Genomic DNA, 18,010 nt, shown 5'->3' with positions numbered 1-18,010 from the left:
TCAGCGCCCGGTGGTGGCGATCAGATTGAACATCTGTGTGGTGAACTGAATGATTTCCACCCCCAGCCAGCGCCCGGTCAGCGCCAGGGTAATGCCTACGGCAACCAGCTTGATGGCAAACGGTAGCGTCTGGTCCTGCACCTGCATCAGTGCCTGCAACAGTGACACGATGACGCCAACCAGCACCGCCACCAGCAGGGGCGGGGCAGACAGCATCACCACCAGCACCATGCCTTGTTTGAACAGCGTCAGCGCATCCAACGGCGGCTCCTTCTCGTCAAATTGTCGTTAAGACACATAGGTATAGAACAGACCATCGAGCAGGCGGCCCCAGCCATCCACCAGAACAAACAGCAAGATCTTCAGGGGTAGCGAGATGGTCATCGGCGATACCATCTGCATGCCTAACGCCAGCAGGAGGTTAGAGACGATCAGATCAATGACGATAAAGGGGATATAAATCAGGAAGCCTATCTCCAGACCCGCCTGCAGCTCCGACAGCATAAAGGCAGGAATGGTTATCAGCAGGTCATCCTTGGTGACTTTCTCTGACATCTCTTTTGGCCAGAGTTGCACGGTGTTGCCGATCAGATGGGTCTGCACATCCGGGTTGGAGTTCCGCGCCATAAACTGTTGCAAGGGGCCGATCAGGTGGTTGACGCTGCTCTGCATCTTGTCCAGAGAGCTGAAGTCAGGCGGTGTTTCCTTGATCTTGACGCTGATGTCCTTGAACACCGGCGCCATGACAAACAGGGTGGCGGCCAGCGCGATACCGTAGATGGCCATGTTTGGCGGCACCTGCTGTACACCCATGGCATTGCGTGTGATCAATAGCACCATGGATATCTTCAGAAAGGCACTGCAGACGATCAGCAGGATGGGGAGCAGCGAGAGTGCGCCGAGAAAAAGCGCAAAAATCAGCGGATCGACCTGTCCCAGATTCATCAGAACGCTTCCGGTTCAGCATCGTCAGTCGACATTCCCGGCAGTAATACACTGCTGATCTGCACTCCCAGGCGGCCTTCCACCTCGACCAGCTCACCCCGGGCGACGGGTTGCTGACGATGATAAAGGGTGGCATGGCCTAGCGGTTCACCGGTCGCTATCAGTACGTTGCCTACCTGCAGCTGGCCAAGCTCTTTCAGTGTCATGGCGATCTGCCCTGCCTGCAGGGTCAGGGTGACAGGTGTTTCACTCTCAAGCAGGGCGGCATGAATGCTGGACGGTGCGTTGTCATCGTATTGGTCGTACATGGATTGATCTTCTGCGGTGACTTCACTCAGATAAGTGATCTGGTAGGCGGGCAGGGTTCCTTCCTCGACATAAGCCAATTGCAGGCGCTTTCCTCCCAGCAGCACTGACCCTTCTCCGTGCGCTGTGAAAAACGGCGTTGTGGGTAGCAGGATATCGCCCGCACACAGCCTGCTGATCTGAGACGCCTGTAGCGCTAACGTGCCCAGTAACAACGGACAGCTGCATTGCAGCGATGACAGGTCAAGCCGTGAAAGCGGTTGCCATGGGCCGCGATCAAGCAGCTGATCCAGCGTCGAGTCGGGCAGGGCCACAAGCAGCTGGCCGCTGCTCTCTGCAAACTGCCAGCTGAGTACATAGCAGGGCGAAGGCGGTGTCGGCGATGCAGCCGGGAGCAAATACCCGAACAGGGCCCGCGCAGCGGCAGACAGTAACTGGTTGTAGAGCTGCAGATACCAGGGTGCTTCTGAAGTAATGGACTCTGCCGTGGCGCTGGCAAAGGGAGCTGCTGACAGCTGATTGAGAAAGCGCTCGGCTTCATTGCGCGCAAGACCCATCGGACCGATACCGGTAAGCAGGTCCAGCCAGTCGTTGTCAGCGCTTTTTGGTGCCAGACTCAGGGTCAGGCTGCCCATCGCTCCATCAATGGCTGCAAACTTCAGTTTGCGGCCATGACCCAGCTGTCGGCTGCGTAGTGCCTGTTGTAGCGATACGGGGCGAAGAGAGGCCAGCAGACTAGCCGTCATAGTCAGTGTCCTCGCGCAGAAATAGTCCCAGCGTTACAGGCCGACCAAGGCGTTCACTGAGACGCTGGCTGATATGCGGGTGAGTTCTGCGTGCGTAGGCGAGTGCCGCTGGTTGCAAAAAGGTCAGGTCAATCTGCCACTCATCAGCAGATTGGCGGGCGTTGAGTTGTACTTCACCCAGATGCGGCAGCAGCAAGGTACATTCGATACTGTCAGGCGGAAAAGGCCCAAGCTGGTTAGCGATATGGTTTTCCAGTGTCGTCAGTACCAGCGGTTGTTGTTGCCAGTCGCTGGATGTGCAGTGCTGTGCAGTCTGTATTTTCTCTTCCTGAGGAATAGGTGTACTGACCGCGAGCGAAGCGAACAGCATCGCATCAGCAGTGCTGAATGTCTCTTGCGGTGAAATGGGTTCCTCTGTGGTGGATGAGTCGCTGGCATGAGCAGCGCGGAAGGACGGTGGCTCCTGCTGCTGAGAAGGCCGGGCCTGGGCTTCATGGTTACTGAAGGTCGGGGTCATGTGGCCTCCTCAAGTTCATGGGTGAATATCTGCAGGCGTTCGTTTTCCAGCTGCAATATGTCTACCTGCTGCTTTGCCTGTTGTACCTTTTCCTGCTGTTGCTCCAGTGCCAGATGCAGTTCGTTCAGCTCCCGATTGATATCATCCAGATCGCGCAGCAATTGCTTTTCCTTGCCCATCCAGTCTTTCAGGGTTTCGTGGCTGATACTGCGTGACTGGTGCTCGGCAGCCAGTGCGACACGTCGCTGCAGATGTTCTTCACGGCGCTGCTGTAGCTGTACTTCCTTTTCATCGATGCGGCGCTGAATCTCTGCCAGTGATTGTTTGGCCCGACGCCAGTGACGCTCGCTGGTATGCAGACGATGAGCACGGATGGGCGTGAGTACCTTGAGATTGGCTTTTAGGGTGGCCAGTTCCGGGTCGGTCGGGGTGCTCTCTTCGCTGATAAACCTAGAACGGCGCATGGTTGCTCAACTGCTGCAGAACATGCAGGGTTTCGTCATAGTGCGTGGGGTCATGCATGTCCTGCTGCAGAAAGCGATTGATGTCGCCCTGCAGGGCGACGGCAGCATCGGTAACCGGATCATGCCCCTGCTCGTATTCACCCAGACGGATAAGCATTTCGACTTCTTTATAAGCGGACATCAGATTGCGCAGTTTGCCTGCCGCCTGAATATGGGGTCGCTCGGTGACGTTGGTCATGGTGCGGCTGATGCTGCCAAGGACGTCGATAGCGGGGTAGTGATTTTTCTCGGCCAGCTTGCGTGACAGGATGATATGGCCATCAAGCAATGAGCGCACTTCGTCAGCCACCGGGTCACCGGCGATTACGTCACCTTCAATCAGGACGGTATAGAGCGCAGTGATGGAGCCTGCGCCCTCCATATTGCCTGCCCGCTCCACCAGCCTTGGCAGCATGGTGTACACCGAGGGTGGAAAGCCGCCACGGCCGGGAGGCTCGCCTGCTGCAAGGCCTATTTCACGCTGGGCCCGGGCAAATCGTGTAAGGGAGTCGATCAGCAGCAATACCCGCTTACCCTGAGCCCGAAAGCCTTCGGCAATGGCGGTCGCGGTGGAAGCCGCCCGGGCACGTTCCATACTGGTGCGGTCAGAGGTGGAGCACACCAGAATGGCACGGCTACGCAGTTCGTCGTCGAGTTCATGGTCGAGAAACTCCCGCAGCTCGCGACCTCGCTCACCAATCAGGCCAAACACGATGACATCACAAGGCATGTTGCGCGCCAGCTCTGCCAGCAGGGTGGTCTTGCCGCAGCCTGCACCGGCAAAAACGCCAATACGTTGTCCTTCACCGATGGTCAGCAGGCCATCAATGGCGCGCACGCCCGTCGGCATTGGCGAGCTGATACGGGGGCGCTGGGTTGGTGCCAGAGCGTCGGCGATTACTGGATAGGTAAATTCATCACGCTCCAGAGTGAAGGCTTCTGTTCGCCCCTGCAGATGGCGCCCGAAACCGTCGAGCACGCAGCCGAGCAGGCTGTCATCGATACGAATGCGATGTTCCTGATAGTAAGGCGTAATACGGGCGCCCGCCTCGATACCATCCAGAGCCCCCAGCGCTGACAGCAATGCTGTGCTGTCACTGAAGCCGACGATTTCCGCCAGAACCTGTTTTTCGTCCTGACCCTCAATACTGCACAGGTCACCGATACGGGCGAAGGGCAACCGGCTTTCCAGCAGGATGCCATTGACCTGGACTACCTTGCCCTGTACTTCCACCGCGTTGACCCGAGTCAGACGCTGTTGCAGGCGCTGAGCCCAGGCGTGCAGCTGTGCAGGGCCGGACATTACCAGGTGACCTCGTAATCCTGCTTGCCTTTGAAGGTGACCTTACTGGCCTCAATGGAGACCAGTCGGATGCCGTCCAGCTCATCCCCCACGAACAGACGTCGGCCATCACTGGTTACGACATGACCCATGGGGCCGGAAGTGATCTGTACGATATCGAACGGTAACTTGAGTGACAGGGTGCTGATCTGATTATCGACCAGCAATGGGGTGGTAAAGCGCTTCTGAAAGCGACTGAGCATACGCTTGACGAGATCCTGTTCATCGCGGCTGAGTGCACCCGTCAGCAGCACCTGCTGGCCATGTACCCTGACTTTGACCTTGTCGCCCAGTTCCCGGTCATTGAGCATCTGCTTCAGCTGCTGTTCGACATCCGTCGATGATGACAGCGACATCTTGTTGCTTGCGCTCTGGGTATTCACTGCTGGCTGCTCTGGGGCGGGTGAGAGTGCGGCCCAGGTACTGGTGGCGACAATGGCTGCTGCACTGAGAAAGCCCAGCACAAAGGGAACAACCGAGCGCCGGGCCTGAGCGGGAACCGTAGCCACCTGACTGGCGGCGGCGATGGGCTCATCATCTTCTACTGGCCAGGGGGTATTGGCATCCACTACCGTCAACCAGATGCCATTGATGGCAAATGCCATGTTGGCGCGCAGTGCCTCGATACTTTCGAGTCGGTGCCCTTCGGCATCGGTGACTTTGCCCTGCAGTGCCGTCAGTGCCCAGCTGTCTTCCTGCCACTGCAGACGGCAATGTTCGGGTTTGATGCCGGGATCAAACAGCACCAGATCGGCGTTTTCATCGGCACCGATAAGCCACTGTTCACCAATCAAAGGTAAGGCTGCGCCACGATGTAAGCCGGTAAGAACACGTAATTCATACATGATGACTGTCCCTGTGACTGCGCCCCAAGGGCATGGCAGGTGGTCATAAAGTAAAGCGGCAACAGAGTGCCAATGCTGCTTAAGTGGGCTGCCCGGCAGCGGAGTTCCCGCTGAAGTGTGGATAGCCGATGCGATCACGGCCCTGTTCCTTGGCGGAGGTCAGGGTGCCAGCAGCTCTGGATAATAATGAGCGCAGGTCATCGCGACTGGTGAGGGTGGCAACGCCGATGCTCACCGTCAGACTCACTGCTTCGCCGGAAAAGTTGAACTTCTGCTCAGCCACGCGTGCACGCAGCTTCTCGGCCACCAGTAAGGCGGTGTCGGCGGGTGAGTTTTTCAGCAGCACGATGAATTCATCGCCGTTCCAGCGACAGAGAATATCGGACGCACGCAACGTGGTACGTAACAGCGAGGAAAGGTGCTTGAGCAGGGTATCGCCAGCGTGGGTGCCGTAATTCAGATTGACTCTGGCAAACAGGTCGAGATTGATCAGCAGTACCGACAACTCTTCTTTGGTGCGTTTGGCTTCCTTCAACCCCTGACTGGCAAGCAGTTCAAAACCGCGACGGTTGGGTAGCGTCGTCAGCGGATCGATGATGGACTGCGCCAGACTCTGGCGCTGCCAGTCTTGCAGTGCTCTGTTACTGATACGCCAGACCAGCAGCACCAGAACGATGCCTGCCAGTGTCAGAATATAGACGGGTGAGCTGAGGTCGCTGTACCAGCTGGGTTCGCTCATGTCTGCAATGGCAATCAGACGACCATTGTCCAGCAGCCGGGCAGCCAGCCGGTGTGTGCCATCGTGATCCTGATAGCTGGCGTCAGGGGCGCCCTGGGCCAGCTGTTCCACCGCACTTTTCAGGCCCGGCAGCTGCTCCAGTGATTGTCCACGCTGGGTTTGCAGCGGGCCACCTTGCGGGCCAGTCGCCAGCAAATGTCCGCCGGCGTCAATGATATAGAGGTTGCAGTTCAGGCTTTGCAGCACCTGCGTTTGCAGGGTGGTGAGAAAGGCATAGTCATTTGCCAGATCAGTGGATGCCGATGGCTGACGGAGGTGGGGTTGCAGAGCCTGTTCCAGCAACCATGCCGACATGTGCAGATGTTTGCTCATCTCCTCACTGTTCTGCTCATGTTCACGCTGCACAAGGCTCCAGCTCAGGGCAATGAAACACACCAGCAGCAGGGTAGCCAGTTTGATGGGCAGGGTGGAGGATGAGCGGGCAGGGGGCATAGGCAGGTCTAATCCATAGTCTTCAGGCTTCAAGTGAGATACGTCCCAGTACGTTGACTTGTGAAGTGCTTTGCAGCTCAGAAAACGACAGTACGGGGACGTGGTTGAATTCATCCTGCAGCAGGTTACGCAGAATCCGGCGCAGATCCTGTGCTACCAGCAGGATGGGTTTGGGCGTGGCGAGTACCGGAAAGGCTTCACGTAGCTGCTGCACCAGCATATGGCTGGCCTCCTGTGACAGGGCAAAGAACGATTCGGTCTGGGTCTGACGCAGCGAGTCGCGCAGCAGCTCTTCGGTTTCCGGCGTCAGCAGCCACACATGCATACCCGTCTGCGTGCTGTACTGATGGCATATCTGGGCTTTAAGGCTGATGCGGATAAAGTCCGTCAGGGCACCCACATCGCGCTCGTACTGACCGTGCTCGATCAGGGCTTCAGCAATAGGCCGGATAGCACGCAGCGGAATGCTTTCCGCTGCCAGTCGCTGCAATACGGCAGCAAAGCGTGATGTCGGTACCACGCGTTGCAGCTCCTGCGCCAGTTCAGGCTGCTCAGCTTCTACCCAGCTGAGAATGGCCTTGGCTTCCTGCAGGCCGATAAACTGAGGCCCGGTAGCAAAAAACAAACGCTCCAGACGTTCTATCACCAGCGTGGCAGGTGTAATGGGATTCAGCTCGGTTTCCCGTGCCAGAGGGTGACTGGCGGGGAACCAGAACCAGCGTTCTTCCTCGCGCTCCAGCCGACCTTCTTCTCCTTCCACCTGCTGCTGTTCAGACAACAGACTACGATCAATAGCTACACGATCCGGTGCATATGTTGCTTTTAGTGTGGGGACTTCGTAGACACAGAAGCGGAACTCGTCCTCTGCCAGCTCTTCGTTATAGTCGATGTCGAAGGAGGGTAGGGTAATGCCGTACTGGTTGACGATGCGGTTACGACAGCGGCGCGACAGACGGATCAGTTCGACGGTAAAAGGGTCGTTCGGCATGCTGCGGCAGGGGTGGAACTGCAGCATATAAGCACGGGCAGGATTGAATCGGCGTATGTCTTCATCGCCATTCATCTCTGGCGGTGTATCCGCTGAAACACGATTGGCTTCGCGCATTTGCTGAATGCGTTTTGCTTTGAACAGCTGGAAGATGCCACTGGCCAGTGACAGGCTGGCGAGAATGATAAAAATGGTGGTGGGCATACCCGGCAGCAGGGCAAAGCCAAGCATGCCGAAGGAGGCAATGATCCATGCTTTGGGCTGGCTGGTAATCTGTTCGGCCATCTCGCGGCCGATGTTCGCGTCCAGATCCTGAGCATCCGGCGCCACGCGGGTAATGATCATGCCGGCTGTCAGGGAGATCAGCAGCGCAGGAATCTGTGCTATCAGGCCATCACCGATGGTCAGCACCGAGTACAGGTGCATGGACTCAGCTGCCGTCATGTCGTGTTGCAGGGTGCCGACGGCAAAGCCGCCGATCAGGTTGATCGAGACAATCACCAACCCGGCAATGGCATCCCCTTTAACGAATTTCATGGCCCCGTCCATGGCACCAAACAGCTGACTTTCCTTACCCAGCTGTTCCCGACGAAAGCGCGCGTCACGGGCGTCGATCAGACCTGCACGCAGGTCGCTGTCGATGGACATCTGTTTGCCGGGCATGGCATCCAGTGTGAAACGCGCAGCCACTTCCGCCACACGCTCAGAACCCTTGGTAATAACCAGAAAGTTCACCACCGTCAAAATCAGAAAGATGACCAGACCTACTGCTAGGTTGCCACCCACTACGAAGTTACCGAAGGCTTCAACGATATGGCCCGCATCCTGCTCCAGCAGAATCAAACGGGTAGTGGAGATGGACAGTGCCAGCCGGAACATGGTGGTCAGCAGCAGCACTGCGGGAAATGAAGAGAATGCCAGTGGTCCGGGGAGGTACATGGACAAAGCAATCAGCAGGGATGACAGACTGATGTTGATGGCAATGAGTACGTCCACCAGCCCGGTGGGCAGTGGGATGATCATCATGAATACGATGGCGATGACGAAGGTGGCACCGACGACTTCGGAGCGTTTCATCGCACTGATGGCGATGCGATTCAACAGCAGAAATAACTGGTTCATCAACGAGTCCACAAGTGTTCAGCGCAGGCTGAGACCGGATGGGTGCAGGGCGATGTACGGATCAGGCCAATGTGGTGTGGTGCCGTACAGCTTCTGAGTGGTGAGGTGCTGGCTGTGGTTCCGCGCTGTAGGGTAGCGGACGCGACAGCTTCAGCTCGAATTCCGTCTCGCATTCGGTCACGAAGCCATAGCGTTGATAGAGCTGTAATGCAGGATTGTTCTTGTACACATCCAGTGCCATCGAGCGGCAGCCTGCCTGACTGCAGGTATGGAGTACCCGCTCCAGCAGCAGCACTCCCAGCCCCTGACCCTGCGCAAAAGGGGAAAGCTGCAGGTCCCACAGAAAGGCGGAATGCACGTTGAAATGCAGTCGCACCAGTCCGATTCGAACTTCATTGCTGTCGCCAAGGGCAAAGGGCTGCAGCGCAATACCGGGCGGTAACCGGGCGAAACGCTCGTCATCACTGGCAACGACCACCATGCTGTTATAGGTCTGCTGCCAGTAGTGAAGGAACAGCTCCTCACTCCATGTCACTCCGGCCAGACTGTAATAGCGGTGCATATTCGCGCGTGTAAGACTGGAGGCGAAGGCGAGATCACTGTCACTGGCATTCCGCAGTCGTGCCAGAGTGCGAAGGGGGCTTGGTGATACAGGGCGGGCGGTGCTGATTCGGCTGTCGGACATGTCAGTATCGTTCAGTGAGATGATGTCGGCTGCTACGCTTGTTGCTGAGCTGCCAGCTGCTGGCGTTCGAAGTGTGCATATTCGGTCATCATTCGCAGCATCAGGTTGAGAGTGCCCTGACGCGACTTGCCATCTTTCCAGATGGCCAGCGGCATTTGCTGGATAAGGGGATACAGCGCGTTGAGAAACTGCAGGTGATGCAGCGGCGACTGGCCCACGGTGTCATCACTCAGGGTTTTGATTTCCCTTGGGTAAATATTTGACTGGGTAAACTCCACCAGTCGGCGGGTCAGGCGGGCCGGGCTCATTTGTCGGGCCATGTGTTTGGCCGCCATTTTGTTGAGCAGCTCACGGCTGCCGTTAAGAATATTGCTCAGCTGCTGACTGGCTGTCAGGTCACGCAGTAATACGCGCAGCTGATTGACAGGGAGCGAGGGGAATTGTGAGCGCAGATCATCATCCATGGCGCGCATCAGCGTGTGGATGCCCTGGCTGAAATGATGCTCATCAAACTGGCTGAGCAGGGCATCGAAAATTGCAGCCAGTGATGCCTGACCCACAATGTTGCGGTAATAAAGGCTGCGTATGTTTTGCCGTTGTTGCGGGTCCTGGCTGAACATCGCCAGTGCTTCTGCGGTATTGATGCCCGCCTGCACTTCCGCACCATGCTCGCTGTGCAGTGACTGCACGACTTGCTGGAGGTTATTGAGCAGTGTGCCGTTGCCCTGTGCTTTGGCACGGTGCATGGCATGTTGGGCCAGTACTTCCGCCTTGGCAGGGTCGCCTCCTACCAGATCCAGCAACTGATCCAGCGAGAACTTCTGCTGTCCCATGGCCAGCAGCTTGCGAACCTCCTCATCCAGTCTGCTGTCGGCGTGGCTGTTCAGCAGGGTGTAAAGCGCTTCCAGTTTTTCAATGCGCAGTAACGTCCGTGGCTTCACTGAGCGTTCTTCCAGTGACTTGCTATGGCGTTCCACGCTTTCGCTGAACTTCATGGAAATTTCTTCCATGGAGTCTGCCAGTGCATCTTCAGCAATGCTTTTCAGATCAACCTTTTCTGCCGGGGTAGAGGGGGTCACCGGTGGGGTGTAGAAAGTGCTATCCAGTGTAGTGGCATCGGGCGTGGGGGTGATGCTCATGTTCATAGGATGATCTGCCATTGCAAGGTTCTGTCAGTGTGGGTGGTCATCCCTCAGGCTGAGTTCCCCGGGTTGTGCGGGCTGAGAGATTTTGTTGCTGCGATATGCAACCAGTAAGCGTATAACGGCCACTCACTTCTGGGCCTTCTTCGCAAGGTGATGAGGCTGTTGCTGGGTGGGCATACCATGTTGACGCTGAAGGTTGGGCAAAAATTCTGGCTGGGCAGCGCAGTGATTCTGGTGGGGTTGCTGGTGCTTAGCGGTGAGCTGTTGTTCCAGCAATGGCAGCGCTGGCGCGATCTGGAGCTGAGCAGACTTGATCTCGCTGACTTTCACTCGGCGATGCTGGCATTCAATGCGGTGTCTGCAGAGCGAGGCCCGGCCAATAACCGCCTTACTGCTGCAGGTCAGCAGGCGGAAGGTCAGTTGCAGCTGGATCAGTCCCGGCGGGAGACCAATCTGGCTTTTGATCAGTTAGAGGTAGGGCTGCGTGAGCAGTCTTACCGGTTTGGTCTGGCCGAACAGTTTCAGTACGCACGTCACAATCTGACGGTGGCGCGAGCACGAGTGGATGAAGTTGCTACGATAACCCCCAGTCAGCGTCAGCCGATGGCCATTCAGTCGGCGATCGAGGCCATGTTCGGCGTGATCAATGTACTTCGACCACCTATCAATGAGCTGCAGACCGCAATCCTGCAGCGCAATGCTCATCTGGCTCAGGCTATTCTCACGGCGCGAGTGATGACAGAGCTGCGTGATTATTACGGTCGGCTTGGATCGGCGTTGATTGTCCCACTGAATAGTGGCAGTGCCATTGATCAGCAGCGGCAATGGACCATCTTTCACCTGAAGGGGCGTATCAGTCAGCTTACCGAGCAGGTCGATGTGCTGATCAAGCCGTATCAGGGTGGCTCACAACGTTACGGCATCAACCGCGAACAACTGCGCAATGGTCTGCAGACTGCGCTGGCCATGGTCGACAAGTTGACGACCGAGGGGCTGGTGGCAGGGCGCTACTCCATGACAGCCCGTGAGTTCACCGATACCTATGTGCCCAATCTGCACATGCTGGAGCGCTATCGTGATCGGGTGATGCTGCTCAGTCAGCGTGATGTCATTGCTGCCACTGAAGTGGCATTAGGGCATCTGCTGACGTCAGCTGTCATTTCTGTTGTGGTGACGGTGATCTTGCTGCTAGTGCTCTGGCGCCTGAACCGTACCGTGTTGCTGCCGTTGCTGCGTGCCAAAAATGAGCTGCTTGCGCTGGCAAGAGGTGAGCTTAAGGAGCCAGCAGCTATTCCGCGCAGCTATCGGGGAGAAATTCGCCAGCTCTATGTGGCACTGGATATTTTGCGTCAGGAGTTAAAGGTCAGGGCGCGAGCAGAAGCAGAGCGGGCGGCCTTCAACGCCATGCTCAAGGTGCAGGCAGAAACGGATCCGCTCACCGGGTTATTCAATCGCCGGACGCTGGAGATTGCCGGGCGCCGGCTGGCCGACTACACCATGGACGAACGTGTGGGGCTGATACTGCTGGATATCGATTACTTCAAACGGGTCAATGACGATCATGGCCATCTGGCGGGGGATGAGGTGCTGAAGGAAGTTGCCCAGCGCCTTCGTCAGCGTGTTCCGGCCTCCATGACGCTGGCCCGTTACGGTGGAGAAGAGTTTGCCATTCTCTGTGATGACGCCGGTGAAGATACCTTATTGAAGCTGGCCGATGTATTGCGACTGGTCATTGCCAGTATTCCCATCGACCTGCTGAAAGGCGTGTCGCTGACTGTGACAACCAGTGCCGGCGTAGCAATGAAGCGCGCCGATCTGCGTACCTGGCATGACCTGTTTGCCGAGGCAGATCGGGCGCTGTATCAGGCCAAGGCGAACGGCCGTAACTGCGTGGTGGCTGCAACGCTGATAGAAAAAGTCTGAAGATGACTACACTTCACATTGTTCACAAAAAATTAAAACTAAATTTCCACATACCGTTTCCTTGTGAAAATAATTTTAACAAACCTTCCTTTGTGTAGAATGCGCAACCGTAATGCGATTGATTCCTATTAAATTGCTGTGTCAATCATCATGTTGACAAGGCAACAGGTATCTCAGGGCGAAAATATCCACACTGTGTCGAGTATGGCCAGACCATGCAGACCATCTGTGAAGGGACGGTTCAGATGTTCACCAAGCAATTAAACAACAAGTGGTTAGCCAGTCTGGTGCTGGCGGCTGGTGCGATGGCAGCGGCGGCGCAGGCTGCAGCAGCGACTATCGAGGACGTATTGGGCCGGAAGGTCGAGGTGGAGCTACCCGCTAAGCGCGTAGTACTGGGGTTTTATGCTGAAGATTACATGGCTATCGGCAGCGAACAGGCCTTTGACCATGTGGTGGGGTTGTCACGGGAGACATGGGAAGGCTGGCGTCCTGCCAGTTGGGCACTGTATACCCAGCATCGTCCCGGCCTGAAAGATATCCCTGATGTGGGTGAGGTAGAGGCGCAGACTTTCTCTGTGGAGAAGGTGCTGGCGCTGAAGCCAGACGTGGTGGTTCTTGCTGACTGGCAATACAAGGGGCTTGGGCTCGATGTGGACCGCCTTGAACAGGCAAAGGTGCCGGTGGTCGTGGTTGACTACAACGCGCAGACCGTTGAGCGGCACGTGGCCAGTACCCGCATTATTGGTGAGCTGACTGGACAGCAGGCTCGTGCTGAACAGATAGCCGGAGACTATCAGCAGGCCATTGTGCAGATTCAGCAGCGTGTTAAGGCTGCTAACAAACCCAAACCCCGCATCTATGTTGAGTTTGGCAACAAAGGGCCTGCCGAATACAGCTTCACTTATGGCAAAAACATGTGGGGTGCTATGGCAACCATGGCCGGGGGAGACAATATCGCTGCACCCTATGTGGAATGGTGGGGGCCTATTAACCCGGAGCAGGTGTTGGCTTCTAAACCTGAGGTGGTGGTGTTCTCTGGTACGGAGTCAGGTAAAAGTGCAACCGCAATGCTGATGGGACAGGGCGTTGAGCGTGCCACGGCTGTTGAACGTTTGCAGGGCTTTACCCAACGTGCTGGCTGGAGCGAATTGCCTGCGGTTAAAAATAAACGTGTATACGCTGTTTATCAGGGTGCCTCCCGCACCATTCTCGATGCCAGCATGGTGCAGTTCCTGGCCAAAGCGCTTTATCCTGATTTATTTGCTGACCTGAACCCCGAGCAGAACTATCTCGACTTCTATAAGAAGTATCTGCCAGTTCAACCGCAGGGTACCTTCACCGCCTCGCTGGCTGAGTGAAGTACCTGTGACTGGAATATAAGCTGATGCAAGAATCTTCTCTGGCATCCGCCATGCAAAGCCAACGCCGTCGTGAAGGACGGCGTTGGCGTTTGCTGTTGGTCTGTGCGGTGCTGCTATTTATCTGTGTTGTGCTTGATATTGCTACCGGGCCGTCACTGCTGTCGCCATCGGCAGTGGTGGAGGCTCTGCTGCAGGCTGTTGGTATGGAGGTCGAGGTGGATACCATGACCCGTGCCATCGTTATGGATCTGCGTCTTCCCATTGCGTTGATGGCCTTAGTTGTAGGCGGAGCCTTGGGTGTCGGGGGGGCTGAAATGCAAACCCTGCTCAACAACCCCATGGCGAGTCCCTATACCCTGGGTATGGCTGCCGCAGCCGGGCTGGGTGCTGCGCTGATGCTGTACTGTGGCGGTTTTGGCCTTGATCCGCATCTGGCCGTACCATTGGGAGCCTTCCTGTTCTGCATGCTGGCCGCTGGATTGTTGTTCGCGCTGGCGATGTTGCGCCATATCGGCCCTGAGCAGTTAATCCTGGCCGGTATTGCCCTGCTGTTCCTGTTCCAGTCACTGTTGTCACTGGTGCAGTTTGTTTCCTCGCCGGAGTTGAGCCAGCAGATTCTGTTCTGGCTGTTTGGTAGTTTGTCGAAAGCGACCTGGACGAATCTGGCCATTACTACCGCAGTGACTTTGCTATGTGTCGTGCTCCTGCTGCTTGATGCATGGAAACTAACCGCGTTGCGCCTAGGAGAAGCGCGTGCGCGCAGCTTGGGAGTGGATGTGAATCGCCTGCGTCTGAAAACGCTCATTGTTGTGGCGGTGATGACGGCTACCGCTACCAGTTTTGTTGGGATTATCGGTTTTATCGGGCTGGTTGCTCCCAATATTGCTCGCATGCTGGCAGGTGAGGATCAGCGCTTCTTCTTACCCCTGTCGTTTCTGGCGGGAGCACTTTTGCTGTCGGCAGCCTCCATTCTGTCAAAAAGTCTGGTGCCAGGTGCGCTGTTCCCGGTGGGCATTGTAACCGCCGTAGTTGGAGTGCCGTTCTTTTTCTGGCTGATCCTGACAAGGAAGCGCTGACATGCTTGAAATATTTCGCCTGGGACTAACGCAGGGCAAGCAGGTACTGGCGCAGGAGCTGGATCTTAAACTCGGCGCGGGACAGATCAATGTTATCGTCGGGCCTAACGGAACGGGTAAAAGCTCTTTGCTGCGTGCTCTGTTTGGTGAATTGCGGCCAGATCGTGGTCGGATTGTTCTGGATGGTGATGAACTGTCCTCTATGCCTTTGGCCCTCTGGCGTCGGCGCTTTGGCTATATGCCGCAGGATAGCCGGCTGGATGTTTCCCTGTCAGTGCTGGAGGTGGTGGTGCTGGGGCGTTTGGATCATCTGCGGCTGGCAGTTGATGAGCATAGTCTGCAGCAGGCATTGCTGGCATTGGAGAATGTTGGCCTGTTGCACCTTGCTGATCGCGATGTAGCTACCCTGAGCGGTGGACAGCGCCAGATGGTGTTGTTTGCTCAGGTACTGCTGCGCCAGCCCCGAGTATTGATGTTGGATGAGCCGGTCAGTGCCCTTGATTTGCATTATCAGCACGTCTTGCTTGAGCGGCTGCGTGAGCAGACAAGGGCACGCAGCTGGATCACTCTGATGGTATTGCATGATCTCAATCTGGCCGCACAGTATGCCGATCAGCTGATCGTGCTGTATCAGGGCGGGCTGGCCGGGGCAGGAGCGCCAGAGAAGATAATGACACAACAACTGATCGAAACAGTGTACCGGGTCAAGGCGGAAGTCAGTCATGACCATCAGGGTTGCCCCTTTGTGCGTACATTGCGACATGCCTGGCCTGAAGAGACGGGTTGCAGTACCAAGGTGATTCCTTTACGTACCCAACGATACGATGGACAGGGATAAGGATAAGTCGATGCAGGCAGGTTTGAGCATAGGGTTAAGACGGCTAACGTGGCTGGTATGGGTGCTGATGTTGCTGCCACAGGCAGCCAGTGCTCGCGAATACCGGGTGCAAATGCTGAACTTTGGTGAGCAGGGGTCCATGGTATTTGAGCCTGCTTTTCTTCAGGTACAGCCGGGTGATACCGTGCACTTTGTGGCCACTAACAGTGGCCATAGTGTGAAGTCATACCAGGTGCCGGAAGGAGCAGAGAACTGGGCTTCTGCTGATGGCGAAGACTACAGCGTGACGCTGCAACAACAGGGTGTCTATGTCTACTATTGCCCTCCCCATTTAATGATGGCGATGGTAGGTGTGATTCAGGTTGGAGAGGCGAGTAACTATGCCAGGGTCGAGGCCGAGCTACCGCGGTTGCGCTCTAAACTGGTGATGGAAGGGAAGCGACTTGATCAGTTGTGGCAGCAGGTAGAGCCACCAAAATAGCGGCTGCTGGATACTATCTTCATTCTGACAGGTCGTTGAAAATCTATCTGCGTTGCCGAATACCGCGTCAAAAACAGGCTCACAGCCAAAGGCTGAACGTGCTTTAGCACGGCCCCGAAGGGGCGAGCGGAGCGAGTCAAATGCTCATTGAGTTCACTAAACTCCGCTCTTTCGCCTGTTGCTTGTGCCCTCGGGGTATTTCTTTGTCTCGCTGCCTCGATAACGTTTCTCAACAGCCTGCTCAAGTAGTGAATACGTTCAGACATGCACCTTCCAGAGACTGGGGCAGGAGATTCCGCCCCGGTCAGACTGTACTTAGTTCTTACGCCCGCTGATGATATCGGCGATGTGTTCAATCACCCGTGCAGCCGTCAGTGCTGCATCCTGCTGTAATTCATCCAGCCCTTTGGCGTCATTCACAAAGCGCTCCTCCATTTCGCCGATGTAACGCGAGAAGTCGAATCGGTCTGCCTGTTCTGCCGCCGTAGGTGCTTTGCCCAGAGTAATCTGCAAGCGTTCGATCACCATGGCAATGGCGGCCTCGAAGGCTGCACGTTGAGCAGGAGTGAGGTAGCCATCGCCCTTGTCGAGCAATTCCTGCCAGGAGTCTGGCGTGCTGGTGGAAGTGTTGTCGATTGAAGTGCTGGTGCCTGTGGCGCTGTTGTCAAAACTCAGCAGATCGGTGTTGCTCATTGTGTTGTCCTCTGACGATCCCTGCTGAAAAGGTAAATAACAGGGTGGTTTACGGTGATAGTGAATAGGTTGGCTCGTGCCGTCGGTACTTCAGATATATGGGTTTAAGCCGGTCGGTAACTGAAACCTGCGGATGCCTGCAGGCAGGTGCTGAAAGAAAGTGTCAAACCACAGTGATGCCCTTGCTCAGTCAACAAACCGGTATGGAGAAATGTCAGATGATCCCGGCGACAGGGGGCAACCTGAGCGCATTCAGGTTGCCCGTGTGTATTGAGGCAAAATCAACTCATCTGAATCGACAGCTCAATACTTGGGTTGTTCTGACCGCCACCGGTTCCGCCAAGACCACCCCCCATACCGCCACCGGCCTGACCAAAGGTGCCGGAGTTGTTGTCCATCATTTTGGCAACCAGCTTCAGCAGGTCCTTGAGCAAGTCCATAACCTGACCGCCGCCATCCTGAGTGGGAGAAATGGCGTTGCTGAGTGAGCCTTCGCCGGCGCCTTTCATGAGTGAGTTACCGATGTCGACCAGACTTTTGCCGAGGTCTTCCGAGCTCATGCCTCCCAAACCACTGGCACCACCCAGGCTGTTTCCACCGCCCAGTCCACCCGCTCCCCCCAGACCGCTGTTGCCGCCGACACCGCCGGAACCGCCTCCCATGCCACCACCAGAGCCAATACCACCGACACCGCCCTGACCTCCACCCTGGCCGCCGCCCATGCCGGAGTTGTTTCCACCCTGGCCGCCGTTCATCATCATTTGCATCATGGCCATCAGCAGCATCTTCATCAGGTCTTCCATATTCATCTGACCGTCTGAACCGCCATTGCTGCTGCCACCGTTGCCGGAGCCGCCCTGACCGTTGGCCTGATCAGTGCCGCCGTTTTTCTGCATCTTGTCCATGAGCTCCTTGAGCATGTCGCCCAGCTCTGAGCCCTGACCACCTTGCGAATTACCCAGCCCGCCATTCTGACCGCCGCCCTGACCACCGGATTGTCCGCCCTGGGCACCCTGACCCTGCGCCATCTGAATCAGCGCCTTGACCAACAGCTCGACCAGCTTTTCCAGGCCGTTGCCGCCCTGACCTGAACCTTGCAGACCCTGACTCTGACCATTCTGGCCAAGACCTGACGAAAAATCGGAATTACCCAGCGGGCTGAAGCCGCCAATGGAGTTGGACTGTATGCTCATCGTGGACATAACGTTTCCCTTCCTGTGCGTAATCAAATGTCCGGCCCTGCATGGCTTTGTTGCACAA

Annotated in this window: 18 protein-coding genes; 5 read left to right on the top strand and 13 right to left on the bottom strand. The window is 56.4% G+C overall.

Translation table 11 applies throughout. The annotated features are described in order from the left end of the window. The 11 genes from sctS to sctW form a co-directional block, all read right to left on the bottom strand. On the bottom strand, positions 1-261 hold the full coding sequence (gene sctS / locus QCD60_RS24585; protein ID WP_104154002.1) for a type III secretion system export apparatus subunit SctS: 261 nt from the start codon (positions 259-261) through the stop codon (positions 1-3). Positions 262-288: 27 nt separating this feature from the next. Next, a complete protein-coding gene (gene sctR, locus QCD60_RS24580) occupies positions 289-945 on the bottom strand; it encodes a type III secretion system export apparatus subunit SctR (RefSeq protein WP_279789380.1) in 657 nt (218 codons plus the stop codon). Beyond that, positions 945-1,997 carry a FliM/FliN family flagellar motor switch protein gene (locus QCD60_RS24575; RefSeq protein ID WP_279789378.1) on the bottom strand — a complete coding sequence of 351 codons (1,053 nt, stop codon included), beginning with the start codon at positions 1,995-1,997 and terminating at the stop codon, positions 945-947. Before QCD60_RS24575 ends, sctR begins: the two co-directional genes overlap by 1 nt. Then, positions 1,987-2,514 carry a type III secretion system HrpP C-terminal domain-containing protein gene (locus QCD60_RS24570; protein ID WP_279789376.1) on the bottom strand — a complete coding sequence of 176 codons (528 nt, stop codon included), beginning with the start codon at positions 2,512-2,514 and terminating at the stop codon, positions 1,987-1,989. Before QCD60_RS24570 ends, QCD60_RS24575 begins: the two co-directional genes overlap by 11 nt. Continuing rightward, a complete protein-coding gene (locus QCD60_RS24565) occupies positions 2,511-2,978 on the bottom strand; it encodes a hypothetical protein (protein WP_279789374.1) in 468 nt (155 codons plus the stop codon). The genes QCD60_RS24570 and QCD60_RS24565 overlap by 4 nt, the downstream gene beginning before the upstream one ends. Beyond that, positions 2,965-4,320 carry a FliI/YscN family ATPase gene (locus QCD60_RS24560; RefSeq protein WP_279789372.1) on the bottom strand — a complete coding sequence of 452 codons (1,356 nt, stop codon included), beginning with the start codon at positions 4,318-4,320 and terminating at the stop codon, positions 2,965-2,967. Before QCD60_RS24560 ends, QCD60_RS24565 begins: the two co-directional genes overlap by 14 nt. Then, complete coding sequence (locus QCD60_RS24555; RefSeq protein WP_279789370.1) at positions 4,320-5,204, bottom strand: FHA domain-containing protein; 885 nt, start codon at positions 5,202-5,204, stop codon at positions 4,320-4,322. The genes QCD60_RS24560 and QCD60_RS24555 overlap by 1 nt, the downstream gene beginning before the upstream one ends. A 79-nt stretch (positions 5,205-5,283) precedes the next feature. Continuing rightward, entirely contained in the window at positions 5,284-6,435 is a 1,152-nt protein-coding gene (locus QCD60_RS24550; protein ID WP_279789368.1) for a GGDEF domain-containing protein, read from the bottom strand. A gap of 22 nt (positions 6,436-6,457) precedes the next feature. After that, a complete protein-coding gene (gene sctV / locus QCD60_RS24545; RefSeq protein WP_279789366.1) occupies positions 6,458-8,545 on the bottom strand; it encodes a type III secretion system export apparatus subunit SctV in 2,088 nt (695 codons plus the stop codon). Between the two features lie 61 nt (positions 8,546-8,606). After that, positions 8,607-9,230 (bottom strand): GNAT family N-acetyltransferase, encoded by a 624-nt coding sequence (locus tag QCD60_RS24540; protein WP_279789364.1) that lies wholly within the window; start codon positions 9,228-9,230, stop codon positions 8,607-8,609. Positions 9,231-9,262: 32 nt separating this feature from the next. After that, complete coding sequence (sctW, locus tag QCD60_RS24535; protein WP_279789362.1) at positions 9,263-10,390, bottom strand: type III secretion system gatekeeper subunit SctW; 1,128 nt, start codon at positions 10,388-10,390, stop codon at positions 9,263-9,265. Positions 10,391-10,555: 165 nt separating this feature from the next. Between sctW and QCD60_RS24530 the strand changes: the two genes are divergently transcribed. From QCD60_RS24530 to QCD60_RS24510, 5 genes are all read left to right on the top strand, one after another. After that, entirely contained in the window at positions 10,556-12,298 is a 1,743-nt protein-coding gene (locus tag QCD60_RS24530; protein WP_279789360.1) for a GGDEF domain-containing protein, read from the top strand. A 245-nt stretch (positions 12,299-12,543) separates the two neighbouring features. Further along, entirely contained in the window at positions 12,544-13,659 is a 1,116-nt protein-coding gene (locus tag QCD60_RS24525; RefSeq protein ID WP_347950256.1) for an ABC transporter substrate-binding protein, read from the top strand. Positions 13,660-13,685: 26 nt separating this feature from the next. Continuing rightward, positions 13,686-14,738, top strand: a complete 1,053-nt coding sequence (locus QCD60_RS24520; protein WP_279789358.1) for an iron ABC transporter permease — start codon at positions 13,686-13,688, stop codon at positions 14,736-14,738. A 1-nt stretch (position 14,739) separates the two neighbouring features. Then, positions 14,740-15,576, top strand: coding sequence for an ABC transporter ATP-binding protein (locus QCD60_RS24515; RefSeq protein ID WP_279789356.1), 837 nt, complete (start codon positions 14,740-14,742; stop codon positions 15,574-15,576). A gap of 10 nt (positions 15,577-15,586) precedes the next feature. Beyond that, positions 15,587-16,057, top strand: a complete 471-nt coding sequence (locus tag QCD60_RS24510) for a pseudoazurin (RefSeq protein WP_279789355.1) — start codon at positions 15,587-15,589, stop codon at positions 16,055-16,057. A 315-nt stretch (positions 16,058-16,372) separates the two neighbouring features. Here QCD60_RS24510 and QCD60_RS24505 read toward each other — a convergent pair whose 3' ends face one another. Both QCD60_RS24505 and QCD60_RS24500 read right to left on the bottom strand, forming a co-directional pair. Next, complete coding sequence (locus tag QCD60_RS24505; protein WP_279789353.1) at positions 16,373-16,750, bottom strand: hypothetical protein; 378 nt, start codon at positions 16,748-16,750, stop codon at positions 16,373-16,375. A 281-nt stretch (positions 16,751-17,031) separates the two neighbouring features. Further along, positions 17,032-17,952 carry a hypothetical protein gene (locus tag QCD60_RS24500; RefSeq protein WP_279789352.1) on the bottom strand — a complete coding sequence of 307 codons (921 nt, stop codon included), beginning with the start codon at positions 17,950-17,952 and terminating at the stop codon, positions 17,032-17,034. Between the last annotated feature and the right edge of the window lie 58 nt (positions 17,953-18,010).

The organism is Pokkaliibacter sp. MBI-7, from assembly GCF_029846635.1.
Classification (GTDB): Bacteria; Pseudomonadota; Gammaproteobacteria; order Pseudomonadales; family Balneatricaceae; genus Pokkaliibacter.
This window is presented reverse-complemented; position numbering and strand designations above follow the sequence as displayed.